The following is a 16,278-nucleotide window of genomic DNA, read 5'->3' on the forward strand; positions in this document are numbered from 1 at the left end:
GTGCGAAGGAGCGCCCCGACGGGTCGCCGTCCGGGGCGGCCGAGGTGACGTGGATGCCGACGATGCAGGTGTCGTCGTCGGTGTCGGCGCTGCTGTGGGTGAGCAGGTGGTCCAGGCGCAGCGCCAGCGTGTCGGCGGGATGCTCGGCGGTGCGCAGGAGCTGGGTGAGCGAGTCCGGCAGCGAACGGTCCTTGCGTTCGATGAGACCGTCCGTGTACAGCAGCAGGATGTCGTCCTGCGCCAACTGCAGTTCCGCCTCCTCGTAGGTGGCCTCGTCCACCGCGCCGAGCAGCAGGCCGCGGATCAGCGGCACGTTCGCCGCCGCGCCGTCACGGATGAGGACCGGTGGCAGATGGCCGGCCCGCGCCCACTTGAGCACGCGGGTCGCCGGGTCGAACAGCGCGCAGATCGCGGTGGCCGTCACCTGCTGCGTGAAATGGTTCGCGACCAGGTTGAGCCAGGTGAGGATCTGCCCCGGGCCGGCGCCGGTGGTGGCCAGGCCGCGCAGGGCGTTGCGCAGGGCGACCATGTCGGTGGCCGCGCCGATGCCGTGGCCCGCGACGTCGCCGACGGAGAGCAGCACCTGCCCGGACGGCAGCACGACGGCGTCGTACCAGTCCCCGCCGACCAGATGCTCGTTCTCGGCCGGCCGGTAGCGGACCGCGATCTCCAGGTCGGGAGCGTTGATCGGGCCGTACGCCGGCGGCATGAGCGCGTGCTGCAGCTGTTTGGCGAGCCGGTTGCCCTCGGCGGTGCGCTGCTCGCTGTCGGCCAGCTGGTCGCGGGCGGCCGCGAGCGCCACCTCGGTCCAGTGCTGGGAGGAGATGTCCTGGTAGGCGCCGCGGACCGCGGTCAGCCGCTGGTCGGCGCCCAGTACCGGCTCGGCGACGATCCGCACGTGCCGCACGATGCCGTCGGGCCGTACCAGGCGGAAGGTCGCGGCGGAGGGCAGCCGGTGGTGCAGGACGGTGCGGATGAACCGTCCCACGGTCTGCGCGTCGTCGTCGTGGCAGTGCGCCGCGAGCCTCTCCAGCGGCACCGGCGCGCTGCCGGGCGGGAGCCCGTAGAGCGAGTGGAGCTGGGCGTTCCAGAGGATCTCGTCCGCCTCCAGGTCCTCCTCGAAGCCGCCGATCCGGCCGAGCCGCTGGGCGTGTTCGAGCAGGTTGACGAGCCGGGACGTCTCGTCCTTGGCCCGCCAGATCAGCAGGACGCATCCGCTGTGCCGGCTGATGCTGACGTCCGCGGTGGTCGGCAGCCGCACCTGGCCCACCACGGCGGTGTACGTCATGTCGTGCGCGCGGAACGGTTCACCGGTGGCGTACACGCGCTCGATCTGCTCGAACAGGCCGCCGCTGTCCGCCGCGACCGGATAGCTCTCCAGCACCAGGCTCCCGGTGATGAAGCGCCGCGAGCGGCCGCCGGGGTCGGCGAACCGCGCGTTCGCGTGATGGACCCGGAAGTCGGCCAGCCGGCCCGCCGCGTCGAACTCCGGGAGCAGCAGCAGGGCCGGGTCGTGCAGGCCGTCGGTGAGTTCGACCAGCTCGCCCAACTCGGGGAACGCCCCACCGGGCAGCTCGCCTTCGGCCGCGCCCCGCGGCGGGGACCCGGCGGCGGGTCTGGTCTCCAGCGTGTGCGCGACCAGCACCGCCAGCGCCTCGACCTGCCGGTGGATCTGCGGCGGCTGCGGCGGCAGGGCCTTGGGCCAGCAGATCTCCAGGATGCCGTAGACGCGGCCGCTGGTCTCGGCGAGGACGGCTGCCCGCCCGCCGTCCGGCAGCCGGCGGTGGCCGATGGACGGCAGCCCCGACTGCGCCAGCGACGGAAGCCATACGGGAGCGCGGGTGCTCAGCGCGCGGCGCGCGGGGGTGGCCACCCCCGGGGGCACGTAGTGCCAGTGCTCGGCCTCCTCGGCGGTGAAGCCGGCGTGACCGGTCAGCACGAGGGAGGACCCCGGGCCGGTCGTCCAGATCGCCACCGCCGCGGCCCCCAGCGGCGCCAGGGCGTGGTCCAGGACGGACCGCGCCACCGCCTGCGCGTCGGCGGCCGCGAGCACCCCGCTCTCCGCGGTGCGAAGGCGCACCGCGACCGACCGCGCGGCGGCGGAGCCGTCGGGCCCCGCCGGCCCGGCCCCGGGCTCCGATCCGGGCACGCCGGCCGCGCCGACCCGGGCGAGGAAGTCCTTGGCGATCTCGCTGAGCCGGTCCCGCGCCGCCTGGTTGACGATGTCGACGGCCAGTTCGAGCCGCGGGATGCCGGCGGTCCTTGCCAGGTCGGCGACCTGCCGGTCGGCCTCCGCCGGGCTGCACCTGAGGCGTTCGATGAGGACGCCCTTGGCCATCTCCACCAGGGCGCGCCCGTCGGCGTTCGCCTGCGCCTGCCGGACCTGCTCCTGCAGCCGGGTAACCGTGGCGGCGAGCCTGCCGACCTCACCGGGCTGCTCAGCCCCGGCGCTGTGCGACTCGTCCAGCCGATCGGTTCCGGCCACTGTGCTGCTCCTGGAGGTGAGAGACGACAGCCGACCCGTGCGCGTGGTCGGCGTTGGCGAGATCCGCCCCCTCCCCGGGGCGGTCCGCGCCTGTGGTGCTGCGGTCCGTGCCGGAGCCGGCACGGTGGGGGCGGAGCGGCATCACACGTCCAGCCAGTGGCGCACCCGTGCGATGAGGTGGTCGGCGTCGACGGGCTTGGTGATGTAGTCGCTCGCCCCCGAGGCCATGCTCTTCTCCTGGTCGCCGGGCATCGCCTTGGCCGTCACGGCGATGATGGGCAGGCCGCTGTAGCGGGGCATGTCGCGGATGGCGGCGGTGGCGGTGTAGCCGTCCATCTCGGGCATCATCACGTCCATCAGGACGATGTCGATGCCCGTGTGGCCGGTGAGCGTCTCGATCCCGGCGCGGCCGTTCTCGGCGTGCAGCACGTTCATGCCGTGCAGCTCCAGGATGCCGGTGAGCGCGTACAGGTTGCGGGGGTCGTCGTCCACCACCAGCGCCGTACGGCCGCTGAGCAGCGGGTCGCCGACCGGCACCACCGCGGGCGCGGGCTGGTCCGCGTGGTCCGCCGCGAGCAGTGACGGCACGTCGCCGGGGCGTTCCGCGGACAGGTGCAGGGCGATCCGCTCCCGCAGCTCGTCCAGGCCCGACAGCAGCTCCAGCGGGCGGGTGGCGCTCCGCGACTGCAGCGCCTGCTCCTGCGCGCTGTCCAGGCGGCGGCTGTTGTGCGCCAGCACCGGCACCGAGCGCAGCGCCGGGTCGGCGTCCATGGCCTCGATGAACCGCAGCGCGGCCCCGTCGGACATGCCCAGGTCCAGCACGACGCAGTGGCACGCCTCGGCGGCCAGCGCGGTGGCCGCGTCGGTGGCGCCGACCGCGTTCACGATCTCGACGGACGCGGGAGCGGCCGCGGTGTCGTGGGCCTCCACCAGGTCGGTGCGGGCGCTCTCGGCGACCATGGACAGCAGCCCGCGCGGCTGCTCCTCGATCACCAGCAGACGGCGCGGCTGGGCCTGCGGCGCGGCCGCCGCGGAGGACTGGCCGGGGATGGCGGCGGTGGCGCCCTGCGCCGCGTCCCCGCCGCCCGCGGCGTCGGCGAGCTCCTGGAAGTCCTGGCGCGCCACCGGCAGGTAGAAGGTGAAGGTGCTGCCCCGGCCCGGTGCGCTGTCGACGCTGATCGAGCCGCCGAGGAGATAGGCGATCTCCCGGCTGATCGACAGCCCCAGGCCGGTGCCGCCGTACTTGCGGCTGGTGGTCCCGTCGGCCTGCTGGAACGCGCCGAAGATCACCTCCAGTTGCTGGGGCGCGATCCCGATGCCGGTGTCGGTGACCCGGAACGCGATGGCCGATCCGTGGCCACGGACCGCGGGCGGCAGGTCCTCGCCCGCCGCCGGCTCGATCCGCAGCTCGACGCTGCCGCTCTCGGTGAACTTCACCGCGTTCGACAGGAGGTTGCGCAGCACCTGCCGCAGGCGCGAGTCGTCGGTGACCAGGTTCGACGGCACGTCCGGCGCCGTGACGATCTCGAACCGCAGCCCCTTCTGGCTGGTCACCGGCCGGAACGTGGCCTCCACGTAGTCCAGCAGCCGGCGCAGCGGCACCCGTTCGGGAGCGATGTCCATCTTCCCGGCCTCGACCTTGGACAGGTCGAGGATGTCGTTGATCAGCTGCATCAGGTCCGAGCCCGCCGAGTAGATGATCTCCGCGTACTCCACCTGCTTGACCGTCAGGTTCCGGCCCGGGTTCTGGGTGAGCAACTGCGCGAGGATGAGCAGGCTGTTGAGCGGGGTGCGCAGCTCATGGCTCATGTTGGCCAGGAACTCGGACTTGTACTTCGAGGCGAGGGACAGCTCCTGGGCGCGGGTCTCCAGCTCCTGCCGGGCCTGCTCGATCTCCAGGTTCTTCGTCTCGATGTCGCGGTTCTGGGTGGCCAGCAGCGCCGCCTTCTCCTCCAGCTCCGCGTTGGAGGACTGGAGTTCCTCCTGCCGGACCTGCAACTCCTGCGAGCGCGCCTGCAGTTCGGCGGTCAGCCGCTGCGACTCGTCGAGCAGCTCGTCGGTGCGGGCGTTGGCGATGATGGTGTTGACGTTGACGCCGATGGTCTCCCGCAACTGCTCGAGGAAGTCCCGCTGCACGGTGCTGAACCGGTGCACCGAGGCGAGTTCGATGGCGCCCAGGACCTGGTCCTCGACCACGATGGGGAGCACGATCAGGCTGGCCGGGTCGGACTGGCCGAAGCCCGAGGAGATGGTCGCGTAGCCGGCCGGCACGTCCTCGATGGCGATGGTCTGGCGGCTGGAGGCGGCCTGCCCGACGAGGGACTGGCCGAAGGCGAACCGCCGGGCGCCCTCGGTCGGGTCGTCCGGCGAGCCGTAGCCGCCGATCTGCACCAGTCCGGGCCTGCTGGTCTCCTCGGTGGCGAGGTAGAAGGCGCCGAACTGCGCACCGACCAGCGGCGTCAGCTCCTGCATGACGAGCCTGGCCACCAGCGGGAGGTCGCGGTGGCCCTGCATCATGCCGGAGATGCGGGCGAGGTTCGACTTGAGCCAGTCCTGCTCCTGGTTGGCCCGGGTGGACTCGCGCAGCGACCCCACCATGGCGTTGATGTTGTCCTTGAGGTCGGCGACCTCGCCGGACGCCTCCACGGTGATCGACCGGGTCAGGTCGCCCTCCGCGACCGCGCTGGTCACCTCGGCGATGGCGCGGACCTGGCGGGTCAGGTTGCCGGCGAGCTCGTTGACGTTCTCGGTCAGGCGCTTCCAGGTCCCGGAGACCCCCTCGACCTCGGCCTGCCCGCCGAGCCGCCCCTCGCTGCCCACCTCGCGCGCCACCCGGGTGACCTCGGCCGCGAACGAGGACAGCTGGTCGACCATCGTGTTGATGGTGGTCTTCAGCTCCAGGATCTCGCCGCGGGCGTCGACGTCGATCTTCTTCGTCAGATCGCCGTTGGCGACGGCTGTGGTGACCTGCGCGATGTTGCGGACCTGGCCGGTCAGGTTGTTCGCCATCGAGTTGACGTTGTCGGTCAGGTCCTTCCAGGTGCCCGCGACGTTCGGCACCCGGGCCTGCCCGCCGAGCATGCCCTCGGTGCCGACCTCGCGGGCGACGCGGGTGACCTCGTCGGCGAAGGCCGACAGGGTGTCCACCATGGTGTTGATCACGTCGGCGAGGGCGGCCACCTCGCCCTTCGCCTCGACGGTGATCTTCCCCGACAGGTCGCCGCGGGCGACGGCCGTGGCGACCTGGGCGATGGACCGCACCTGGCCGGTCAGGTTCGACGCCATCACGTTGACGTTGTCGGTGAGGTCCTTCCAGGTGCCCGAGACGCCGCGCACGGTCGCCTGGCCGCCGAGGTTCCCCTCGGTGCCGACCTCGCGGGCGACGCGGGTGACCTCGTCGGCGAAGGAGGAGAGCTGGTCGACCATCGTGTTGATGGTCTCCTTCAGCTCCAGGATCTCCCCGCGCGCGTCGACGCGGATCATCTGCGAGAGGTCGCCCTTGGCGACGGCCGTGGTGACCTCGGCGATCGACCGGACCTGCGCGGTGAGGTTGTCGGCCATGACGTTCACCGACTCGGTCAGGTTCTTCCAGGTGCCCGAGATGCCCTTGACGTCGGCCTGCCCGCCGAGCCGTCCCTCGGTGCCCACCTCGCGGGCGACGCGGGTGACCTCGTCGGCGAAGGAGGAGAGCTGGTCGACCATGGTGTTGATGGTGGACTTGAGTTCCAGGATCTCGCCGCGGGCGTCCACGGTGATCTTCTGCGAGAGGTCGCCCTTGGCGACGGCCGTGGCGACCTGTGCGATGGACCGCACCTGCGCGGTCAGGTTGCCCGCCATGAAGTTGACCGAGTCGGTCAGGTCGCGCCAGGTCCCCGACACTCCCTTGACGTCGGCCTGCCCGCCGAGCCGTCCCTCGGTGCCCACCTCGCGCGCCATCCGCGTCACCTCGTCGGCGAAGGAGGAGAGCTGGTCGACCATGGTGTTGATGGTGGACTTGAGTTCCAGGATCTCGCCGCGGGCGTCCACGGTGATCTTCTGCGAGAGGTCGCCCTTGGCGACCGCGGTGGTGACCTGCGCGATGTTCCGCACCTGGTCGGTGAGGTTGCCCGCCATGAAGTTGACCGAGTCGGTCAGGTCGCGCCAGACCCCGGCGACGCTCGGCACCTGGGCCTGCCCGCCGAGCCGCCCCTCGCTGCCGACCTCGCGGGCGACGCGGGTGACCTCGTCGGCGAAGGAGGAGAGCTGGTCGACCATCGTGTTGACGGTGTTCTTCAGCTCCAGGATCTCGCCCTGGGCGTCGACGTCGATCTTCTGCGAGAGGTCGCCCTTGGCGACGGCCGTGGCGACCTGCGCGATGTCGCGGACCTGTGTCGTCAGGTTGCCGGCCATCGCGTTGACCGAGTCGGTGAGGTCCTTCCACGTCCCGGAGACGCCCGGCACCTCGGCCTGCCCGCCGAGCCGCCCCTCGGTGCCCACCTCCCGGGCCACCCGGGTCACCTCGGAGGTGAACAGCGACAGCTGGTCGGCCATGCCGTTGAAGACGCCGTTGATCTCACCGAGGAGACCCTCGCCGTCGTCCGGGAGCCGGGTGCCGAAGTCACCGTCCCGTACCGCCGTCAGTCCCGCCAGCAGCTGGCGCAGCTCGGGCTCGCCGACCGTACCGGCCTCGCCCGCCCCGCCGCGCTCCTCCTGCGGCGCACCCCTCTCGGCCGTCACTGTCCCTCAGCCCCCACTCGTCACGAAGCAACACGACCGCCCCGGAGCACACGCCGGGCCGACGGCTGAACGCTCGTCCCGGCGCTGCCGCGGGACACGGCTCAGGCCACTTGCAGATTACCGTGAACCGGGGACGTCTCCCCCCCGCCCAGGTCGCGTTCCGCCGGCCCCGGAACCGGCGGCCGGCGCGGACGATCCGCACGCCGCGCCGCGCCGTGCTGTACGAGCGGGCGCGGCTCCGCGCGCCGCGGCAGGGTGGTCCGGCACGCCGGGGCGCGGCCGGATACGCTCGCCGCGGCCGCGTGGCGCCGGGGGCATGTCGGGCCCGGCTCCACGGCGCCGGTGCCCGACCATGGGATGCGGCGGACAGCGGTCGGCCGCGTGCGGGCGGGGCTTCGTGCCGCCGCCCCTGTCCACGGATGAGGGCGATGAGCGTGTGATCCGGATCGGAAGCGTCCGGGGGGTGGCGCTGCGGGCGCACTGGAGCGTCCCGCTGCTGATGCTGCTGTTCGCCTACCTCCTGGGCGGCCGGCTGCTGCCCGACTACGCGCCGGGCCGGTCGGCGGCCGGGTACGCGGTCGCCGGGGTGGCCGGCGCACTGCTGCTGCTCGGCAGCCTGGTGGTCCACGAGGCGGCGCACGCGCTGGCCGCGCGCAGAGCGGGCGTCCAGGTCCGGGACATCACGCTGTGGGCGCTCGGCGGAGCGACACGCATGGAGCAGCCGGCCACCGCGAAGGCCGCGTTCGCGGTGGCCGGCGTGGGACCGCTGGCCAGCCTGGTGGCAGGAGGGGTGCTGCTGGGCGGCGCCACCGGTCTGGAGGCCGCCCTGGACTGGCGGCTGCTCGTCGCGCTGATGGGGTGGCTGGGCGGCTTGAACCTGCTGCTCGGCGTCTTCAACCTGCTGCCGGCCCCACCGCTGGACGGCGGGCGGGTACTGCACGCCGCGCTGTGGTGGCGCACCGGCGACCGTGACGCCGCCCGCCGCACGGCGGGGCGCACCGGCCAGTACGTCGGCACGATCATGGTCGCCGCCGGATGGCTGGTGCTGCTGCACGGGGTGCCGGGCGGCCTGTGGCTGGGCTTCGCCGGCGTGTTCGTGGCGATCACCTCCACCCGCGAGCGGCGGCGCGCCGAACTCAGCGCGGCGCTGCGCGGCGTGCGGGTCGCCGAGGCGATGGCCGCGCCGGTCGCCACCGGACCGGACTGGCTGACGGTCGGTCGCTTCGTCGCCGAGGTCGCGGGGCGCGAGGGCCATTCGGTGCTGCCGCTGGTGGACTTCGAGGGCAGGCCCAGCGGCGTCGTACGGCTGCGGCGGCTGGCCGGGGTCCCGGCGGGGCGTCAGGAGGACCTGCGGGTACGGGACGTCGCGACGCCGCTGTCCAAGTGCACGCTGGCCGGCGGCGACGAACTCCTTGACCGCGTGCTGGACCGCCTGGCGGCCGGCACCGGACTGCCCATCCTGGTCATGGACGGCGGGCGGCTGGACGGGATCGTCACCGCCGAGGACATCGGCCGGATCGTGCAGCGGCGCGCCCTGCGCCGGCCGGGCCGGTGAGCGTCCCGCGGTGAGCGTCCCGCGGTGAGCGGGCGGCGGTGAACGGCCGGCGGTGAGGGGCCAGGCGGTGAACGGCCGTGCCCGGCGCGTCCGTCGGGGTGCCCGGGTCGCGTCCGGTCCGCGGGTGCTGGAATGAACCGGGACCGTCGGTCATTGTGACGTGGGGGCACGACAAGCAGGAGGAGTTGTATGAAGTTCGGGATTTCCACGTTCGTCACCGACGACGGGATCGGTCCGGCGGATCTGGCGCGTGCGATCGAGGAACGCGGATTCGACTCGCTGCTCATCGCCGAGCACACGCACATCCCGGCCAGCCGGGAGACGGAGTACCCCGGCGGCGGCGAGCTGCCGGACCCCTACTACCGGACCCTCGACCCGTTCGTGACGCTCGCCGTCGCCGCGGCGGTGACCGAGCGGATCCAGCTCTTCACCGGGATCGCCCTGCTGGTCCAGCGCGACCCGATCATCACCGCGAAGGAGACCGCCAGCCTCGACCTCGTCTCCGGCGGCCGGTTCGCCTTCGGCGTCGGCGCCGGCTGGAACCTCGACGAGATGCGCAACCACGGCACCGACCCCGCGACGCGCGGCGCGCTGCTGGACGAGCGCATCGAGGCGATCAGGGCGCTGTGGACGAACGACCCGGCCGAGTACCACGGCAAGTTCGTCGACTTCGACCCCGCCTACCTGCGCCCGAAGCCGGTCCGGCAGCCGCACCCGCCGATCTACATCGGCGGCGACTCCAACGCCGCGGTGCGGCGCGTGATCAGGCACGACGCGGGCTGGATCGCCAACCCGCTGCCCGCCGACCGGCTCGCCGGACGGATCGCCGAGATGAGCGAGGGCGCGGGGCACGACGTGCCGGTCGCGATGTTCGGCGCGCCGAAGGACCCCGACCGGTGGCGCGAGTACCGGGACCTCGGGATCGGCCAGGTGGGCCTGATGCTTCCGACCAGGCCGCGCGACGAGACGCTGACGCTCCTCGACGAGTACGCCGAGGCGGTCCGCCGCTTCGAGGCGTCCTAGAGTCCGCGCCCGCCCCGGTGCGGTGACCGCGAGGATCCGCGGCGGCGTGCGGTGCGGTGCGTCGCACCGCGGCTACGTCGCCCTCGTACGGGGCAGGCTCGGGCGGCTGCGGCAGCGCAGCGGGTTGCCGTGCCCGGCGTCAGGAGCTGGTGCGCCTGGCGGTCACCGCACCGGCGGGCCGGTGGCTGAGGCGCACACGCGCGGCGCGGCCAGCGGAGGCTGCGTGCTCGGGCGGCTGCGGCAGCGCAGCGGGTTGCCGTGCCGGGGGCGTCGCGAGCCGGTGCGGCTCGCGGTCAGCGCACCGGCGGGCCGTTGACTGCGCCGGGCCGCGGCACGCGCGAGCTGGTGGGCCTTCGCGGTCACCGCACCGGCGGGCCGGTGGCTGAGGCGCACACGCGCGGCGCGGCCAGCGGAGGCTGCGTGCTCGGGCGGCTGCGGCTGCGGCAGCGCGGCGGGGTGCCGTGCCGGGGGCGTCGCGAGCCGGTGCGCCTGGTGGTCACCGCCCGGCAGTCCGGCGGCTGCGCCGGGCCGCGCGGCGCGAGGCGTCGGCCCCTGCGCCCGCCCCCCGGAAACCCGGCTGCGCGGAGCGCATCCACATGCGTACCCTTCCGGACGCGGGGCCGGGACGGCCCCTGCCGGCAGCCGCCGGCCGGCGGATCGGAGAGGCCCAGCGCCATGACCTGTCACCTGTTCGCGGTCTGCTTCGACGCGCAGGAGCCCGTGCGCGTCGCCCGGTTCTGGTCCGGGGTGCTGGGCTGGGAGACCGCGGACGAGCCGGCCGGCGGCGGCGACGGCGTCGCGCTGCTGCCGGGTGACGACACCGGCTTCCGGCTCCGCTTCCTTCCCGCCGAGGGGCCGAAGACCGGGCAGAACCGGATGCACTTCGACTTGACGAGCGCCGTGCCCGAGGACCAGGGCAGGACGGTCGCCAGGTCGCTCGGACTCGGCGCCCGGCACATCGACGTCGGCCAGCGCCCGGAAGAGGGCCACGTGGTGCTCGCCGACCCCGAGGGCAACGAGTTCTGCGTCATCGAGGCGGGCAACGGCTTCCTTGCCGAGTGTGGCTTCGTGGGGGCGCTGGCCTGCGACGGCTCGCAGGAGGTGGGGTACTTCTGGAGCGCGGCGCTGGACTGGCCGCTGGTCTGGGACCAGGACCAGGAGACCGCGATCCGGTCCCCGCACGGCGGCCCCAAGATCACCTGGGGCGGCCCGCCGGTGGCGCCCAGGACCGGCAGGAACCGGGTGCACTTCGACCTCGCGCCACCTGCGGGCGGTGACCAGCGGGCGGAGGTCGACCGGCTGGTCTCCCTCGGTGCGACGCGCCTCGACGACGGGCCGGGCGCGGCCGGCCGGGTGCTGATGGCCGACCCGGACGGCAACGAGTTCTGCGTCCTGCCACCCCGTTAGCGGGGCCGCGGGGGCCCAGCCACCCCGAGCCGGTCCCAGGGACGGCCCCCTGACCCCCTGACGCGCTGGGCACCCTCGTCGGCCGGGTTCCGCCGCCCCCGCCCAGGGCGGGCGCCGCCGAGCCGGGGCCGACGGCACCGCCGGCCTGCGTCGACCCCCGCGCCGGCCGCCGCCGGCCCGCGTTTCCCTCACCCGGGTGGGGGTAGTCGTCGGACACGGTTCTCGGGGCCGGCCCAGAAACTCGGCTGGAGGCGACGATGGGCCTTTCGGTGCGCGAACGCAGAGTGCTGACCGACATCGAGCAGTCACTGGCACACGACGATCCGGGTCTGGCCCGGCAGCTCTCGCACATGGCGCTCACCCCGCCGGCCGAGGAGCCACCCCCGGAGCGGTACGGGGGAGAGGAGACCGGCCGCGGCATACGCCGCTTCGCCGGTTGGTGCGCGGTGCTCACGCTCGTCCTGTTCGTGGTGGCCGGCGTGACCGCCTCCACCGAGGTGCTCTACTGCACCGGCGTGGTGGCCCTGGTCGCCGCCGGAAGCTGGGTGGCGTCGCGCGCGCCCGTGCACCGCGAGTGAGCGCCCGCGCCGTACCGGTCACCTGACGGCGGCCACCGCCGGGCCGCGGGCCCGCCGGTGACCGCACGCGCCCCGCTCACCCCAGGCGGCTGCGCTCCTCGTCGCTCCACGCCCGGGTGTCGCGGGGTTCGACGTAGGGCTCCTTGTCCGGCGGGTAGCCGCCGGCGATGGCCCGCTGGCGGGCCAGTTCCGCGTCGAACTCCAGGCCCAGCAGGATCGCCAGGTTGGTGATCCACAGCCACACCAGGAAGACGATGACACCGGCGAGCGTGCCGTAGGTCTTGTTGTACGAGGCGAAGTGCGCGACGTAGAGCGCGAAGCCGGCCGACGCCGCCATCCAGATCACCAGCGCGAGGAAGCTGCCCGGCGTCACCCACCGGAAGCCGCGGCCCTTGGCGTTGGGCGACGCCCAGTACAGGACCGCGATCATCATGGTGACCAGCAGGACGAGCACCGGCCACTTGGCGATCGACCACGCCGTCAGCGCGCTGTCGCCGACGCCCAGGCCGGTGCCCGCCTGGCGGGCCAGCCCGCCGGTGAACACGACGATCAGGGAGCTGGCGACGGCCATGACCATCAGCGCCACGGTCACGGCGAGGCGCACCGGAAGCACCTTCCAGACCGGACGGCCCTCGGGAATGTCGTAGACGACGTTCGAGGCCCGTATGAACGCCGCCACATAGCCCGAGGCCGACCACACGGCGACCAGCACGCCCACCACCGCGAGCACCGAGCCGAGCCCGCCGTTGCCCTGGAGCTGGCGCACCGCGTCGGTGATGACGTCCCGCACCGAGCCGGGCGCCAGCTTCCTGACGTTCTCCAGCACCTTGTCCGTGGTGGACTGCCCGGCGATCCCCAGTACCGAGACGAGCACCAGCAGCGCCGGGAAGAGGGAGAGCACGCTGTAGTAGGTCAGCGCGGCGGCGCGGTCGCTCAGCTCGTCGGCCTGGAACTCCTTGAGGGTGCCCCGCAGGGCCGCCCGCCACAAGTGCGACGGGAGCTGCGCGGGCTCGTCCGGCTCCCGCCGACGGACCTGTTCGCCGGGGCCGGGCGTGGGGAGGTCCGCGGGTGCCGGCTTTTCTGACGCGCGTTCGTGGCTGGCCATGCCTGTCGGATTGCCGGTGGCAGGCCCGTCATGCGCCGCGCCGGGCGCGTTTCACCCGTGCGGCGTCCGGTCGCCCGTACGGCGTCCGGCCGGAACCGGCCGCGGTCGGCCGCCGCGATCCGCGTTCGGCCGCCGCCGGCCGCAGGAGCCGGGGGAGAAGTCCGGCGAAGCCATTGACCCGCGGCGGTCCGGTCAATACCGTCAGCGCCGGTACAGCCGAATGAAACGATTCAATCGCCCACGCGAACGACTCCATCCCTCCTCCCCCCACGGAGCCGGCCATGACCACCCAACGGCGTGCCCGCGGCCGCCGCCTCACCACCGCGGCCCTGAGCTGCGCGCTCGCGTTCCTCGCCTGGGCGCCGTCCCCCGCGGCCTCCGCCGCGTCCGCCCCCGCCCGCCTCTCCGCCCTCGCGGCGGCGGCCACCCCCTGGCCCGCGGCCCCCGACTGGCAGAGCCAGGTCGAGGCGCCGTCCGCTGCGACGGTCTGCCCGGCGGCCGTGACGAGCACGGCGGGCGCGGTCACCGGGGCGCAGAACCTGCTGTGCGGCGCCTCGGGCGCCACCACGCTGACCATGGCTGCGGGCGGCCCGACCGCCTCCGTCGTGCTCGACTACGGCAGGATCGTCGGCGGACTGCCCTACTTCGACGTCCAGGCCGAGTCCGGGTCGCCCACCCTGCAGGCCGGCTACAGCCAGTCGCTGCCGTACCTGACCCCGACGGGCGACGCCGCCGCCCCCTGGGCCGAGGGCGACCCGGTCCGCCACGACGCGTACACCGTCTCCGCGCCCGGGACCGTCGCCGCCCGCCACGAGCAGGGCGGCGAGCGGTTCGAGCAGATCACCCTCACCTCCCCTGGCACCCTCACCCTGAGCGCCGCGGGCCTGCACTACATCGCCGACCGGACGGGCGCCGACGGCTACCAGGGGTACTTCGCCTCCAGCTCCGACCAGCTGAACCGGCTCTGGTACGCGGGCGCCTACACCGACCAGCTCGACTCCGTCCCCAGCGGCTCGCTGCCCGGCGACTGGGCGATCACCGGGGGCGTGCTCGACGCCTCAGGCGGCAGTGCCGGCCTGCTCCGACAGGGCACGGCCTGGAGCGACTACACCACCACCTTCGACACCAGGATCGTGTCGGACCAGGCCGGCTGGGTGGTGCGCGGCCAGGACGCGAGCAACGGCTACGTGTTCATCCTCGACGCCACGGGCGACACCGCGGGAACACCCGACACCCTCCAGGAACTCGACCTGCACGACGGGCAGTACACCAGCGTCGGGAGCGCGCCGCTGCCCACCGGACTGGCGCCCGGCAGCTGGCACACCGTCACCACGACCGCGTCCGGCGGCACGTTGACGGTCTCCGTGGACAGCCGCAAGGTCGCCACCCTCGACACCTCGGCGCTCCCCTCCGGCGCCCGTGCGTACTCCGCCGGCACCGTGGGCCTGCGCGAATACGACGGAGAGGAGGCCCAGTTCCGCAACCTGACCGTGGTGGCCGCCGGCGGCGCCACCCTCTACAGCAACTCGCTGAGCAGCGCCTCGGCGCTGGCGGACTTCACCGTGCCCGGCGTCAACGCCCTGCCGTCCATCCTCGACGGCGCCGCCCGCGACCGCGCCGTGTGGAGCGGCGACCTCAACATCGAGGGCCCGACCACCTATTACTCCACCGGCAACGCCGCCTACCTCAAGGGCGCGCTGCAACTCCTCGGCAGCTACCAGCTCTCCAGCGGTTTCGTGGCCGGCGACGAGCCGCCGCAGACGCCGCTGCACACCGGACCGCCCACCCCCGGCAGCACCGGCAGCTACTCCGCCTCGTACTCCGTCTACTGGGTGCTGGCCCTGGCCTCCTACTACCTGTACACCGGCGACACCGCGTTCATCCAGCAGGAGTGGCCCGCCGTCAGGAGCGAACTCGCCTGGGACGCCTCCCAGCTGGACGGGAACGGGCTGCTCGCCACCACCGGTGCCGACGGCGCCGACTGGGACTTCTACGACGGCGACAAGACCGGCGAGGTCACCGCGTACAACCTCCTGTACTACCGGGCGCTGCTCGACGGCGCCCAACTCGCCACCGGCGCGGGGCAGAGCGCGCAGGCCGCCGCGTACACCCAGCAGGCCGCGGCGCTGAAGTCGGCGGTCAACGCCCACCTGTTCGACAGCGCGACCGGCCTGTACCGCACCAGCGACACGCAGACCTCGTCGGTCGCGCAGGACGCCAACGCCCTCGCGGTCCTCTACGGGGTCGCGCCCGAGGGGAAGGCCGCCTCGATCCTCGCGGCGCTCAAGTCCCGGCTGTGGACGAGCCCTTACGGGCCACTGCCGTTCTCCTCCGACGCGGGCGAGCGGGCGCTGGTCAGCCCCTTCGTCAGCGGCTACGAACTCCAGGCCCGGCTGGCGGCCGGCGACACCGGCGGCGCCGAGCAACTGCTCTCCACCGTGTGGGGTCACATGATCGCCCCCGGTCCCTACGCCGGCGGCACCTTCTGGGAGAACGTCTCCGCCGCCGACGGGAGCCCCGGGCTCGGCTCCGGCACCAGCCTGGCGCACGGCTGGTCCACCGCGCCGACCAGCGCCCTGTCGGGCTACGTGCTGGGCGTCCAGCCGACCTCGCCCGGATACGCCACCTGGTCGGTGCAGCCGCACCCCGGCGACCTGGCCTGGGCCGAGGGCCGGGCGCCGACGCCGCACGGCCCGGTGGCGGTGTCCTGGGCGGGGGAGCCCGGCAGCGACGCCTTCGCGATGAGCGTGACCGCGCCCGCGGGCACCAGCGGCACCATCGCGGTGCCCACCTACGGCGCCGCCGACCCCGTCGTCGCGGTCGACGGCCACGTGGTCTGGAGCGGCGGCGCGTTCACGGCGACCGGCGGCATCGGCGGCGCCCACCGGGACGGCGACCACGTCGACCTCACCGGCGTGCAGCCCGGCACCCGCACGATCGCCGCGAACCCGGGCGGCACGCCCCCGGCCGGCTACACCCTGTGCGCCCAGCAGAACGGCTCGTGCGCGTTCACCGGCACGCGGTCGGTCGCCTACGGCGCGAACGGCGTCTTCGGCTACCGCACCGTCACCGGCGGCACCTCCTGCGACGACGCGACGCTCGGCGACCCCGACTACGGCTTCGCCAAGTCCTGCTACACGGGCCCGGCCGTCGCCGGGCCGGCCGGATCGACATACTGCGCCCCCGAGAACGGCCTCTGCTCCTTCAGCGGCGCCCGCACCGTGGCCTACGGCGCCGCCGGGACGTACACCACGCGGCCGCTCACCGGCGGCGCCCCCTGCACCAACGCGGTGTTCGGCGATCCGCTGCCGAACACCGTCAAGTCCTGTTTCCTGATGCCCTGATGCCCTGATGCCCTGATGCCCTGATGCCCTGATGCCCTGAGGAGTCGCGCGGCGGGCGGGGTGGC

The 16,278-nt window shown here is 73.7% G+C and carries 7 protein-coding genes and 1 pseudogene; 5 read left to right on the plus strand and 3 right to left on the minus strand.

What is annotated here, in order from left to right; all coding sequences use genetic code 11:
• Positions 1-46: 46 nt before the first annotated feature.
• Positions 47-2,608, minus strand: a pseudogene (locus V2S66_RS22960) (SpoIIE family protein phosphatase); the annotation flags it as partial.
• An 18-nt stretch (positions 2,609-2,626) separates the two neighbouring features.
• A complete protein-coding gene (locus V2S66_RS22965; protein ID WP_330797950.1) occupies positions 2,627-7,201 on the minus strand; it encodes a HAMP domain-containing protein in 4,575 nt (1,524 codons plus the stop codon).
• A gap of 436 nt (positions 7,202-7,637) precedes the next feature.
• On the opposite strand from V2S66_RS22965, the gene V2S66_RS22970 reads away from it, so the two are divergent.
• From V2S66_RS22970 to V2S66_RS22985, 4 genes are all read left to right on the plus strand, one after another.
• Positions 7,638-8,756 carry a site-2 protease family protein gene (locus V2S66_RS22970; protein WP_330797952.1) on the plus strand — a complete coding sequence of 373 codons (1,119 nt, stop codon included), beginning with the start codon at positions 7,638-7,640 and terminating at the stop codon, positions 8,754-8,756.
• Positions 8,757-8,945: 189 nt separating this feature from the next.
• Entirely contained in the window at positions 8,946-9,779 is an 834-nt protein-coding gene (locus V2S66_RS22975) for an LLM class F420-dependent oxidoreductase (protein ID WP_330797954.1), read from the plus strand.
• Positions 9,780-10,454: 675 nt separating this feature from the next.
• Positions 10,455-11,186 (plus strand): VOC family protein, encoded by a 732-nt coding sequence (locus V2S66_RS22980; RefSeq protein WP_330797957.1) that lies wholly within the window; start codon positions 10,455-10,457, stop codon positions 11,184-11,186.
• 269 nt (positions 11,187-11,455) lie between these two features.
• Positions 11,456-11,764 carry a DUF3040 domain-containing protein gene (locus tag V2S66_RS22985; protein WP_330797958.1) on the plus strand — a complete coding sequence of 103 codons (309 nt, stop codon included), beginning with the start codon at positions 11,456-11,458 and terminating at the stop codon, positions 11,762-11,764.
• A 76-nt stretch (positions 11,765-11,840) separates the two neighbouring features.
• On the opposite strand, the gene V2S66_RS22990 is transcribed toward V2S66_RS22985, so the two are convergent.
• Positions 11,841-12,869, minus strand: a complete 1,029-nt coding sequence (locus V2S66_RS22990) for a YihY/virulence factor BrkB family protein (protein ID WP_330797960.1) — start codon at positions 12,867-12,869, stop codon at positions 11,841-11,843.
• Between the two features lie 281 nt (positions 12,870-13,150).
• Between V2S66_RS22990 and V2S66_RS22995 the strand changes: the two genes are divergently transcribed.
• Positions 13,151-16,213, plus strand: coding sequence for an alpha-L-rhamnosidase-related protein (locus tag V2S66_RS22995; protein ID WP_330797961.1), 3,063 nt, complete (start codon positions 13,151-13,153; stop codon positions 16,211-16,213).
• Positions 16,214-16,278: the final 65 nt, after the last annotated feature.

Origin of the sequence: Actinacidiphila polyblastidii, from assembly GCF_036353415.1 — a bacterium.
GTDB classification, from domain to species: domain Bacteria; phylum Actinomycetota; class Actinomycetes; order Streptomycetales; family Streptomycetaceae; genus Actinacidiphila; species Actinacidiphila polyblastidii.

Bases quoted from the DNA above. Each gene is read 5' to 3' on its own strand.
- V2S66_RS22975 (WP_330797954.1), top strand. From the start codon at position 8,946: ATGAAGTTCGGGATTTCCACGTTCGTCACCGACGACGGGATCGGTCCG.
- V2S66_RS22980 (WP_330797957.1), top strand. From the start codon at position 10,455: ATGACCTGTCACCTGTTCGCGGTCTGCTTCGACGCGCAGGAGCCCGTG.
- V2S66_RS22990 (WP_330797960.1), bottom strand. From the start codon at position 12,869: ATGGCCAGCCACGAACGCGCGTCAGAAAAGCCGGCACCCGCGGACCTC.
- V2S66_RS22995 (WP_330797961.1), top strand. From the start codon at position 13,151: ATGACCACCCAACGGCGTGCCCGCGGCCGCCGCCTCACCACCGCGGCC.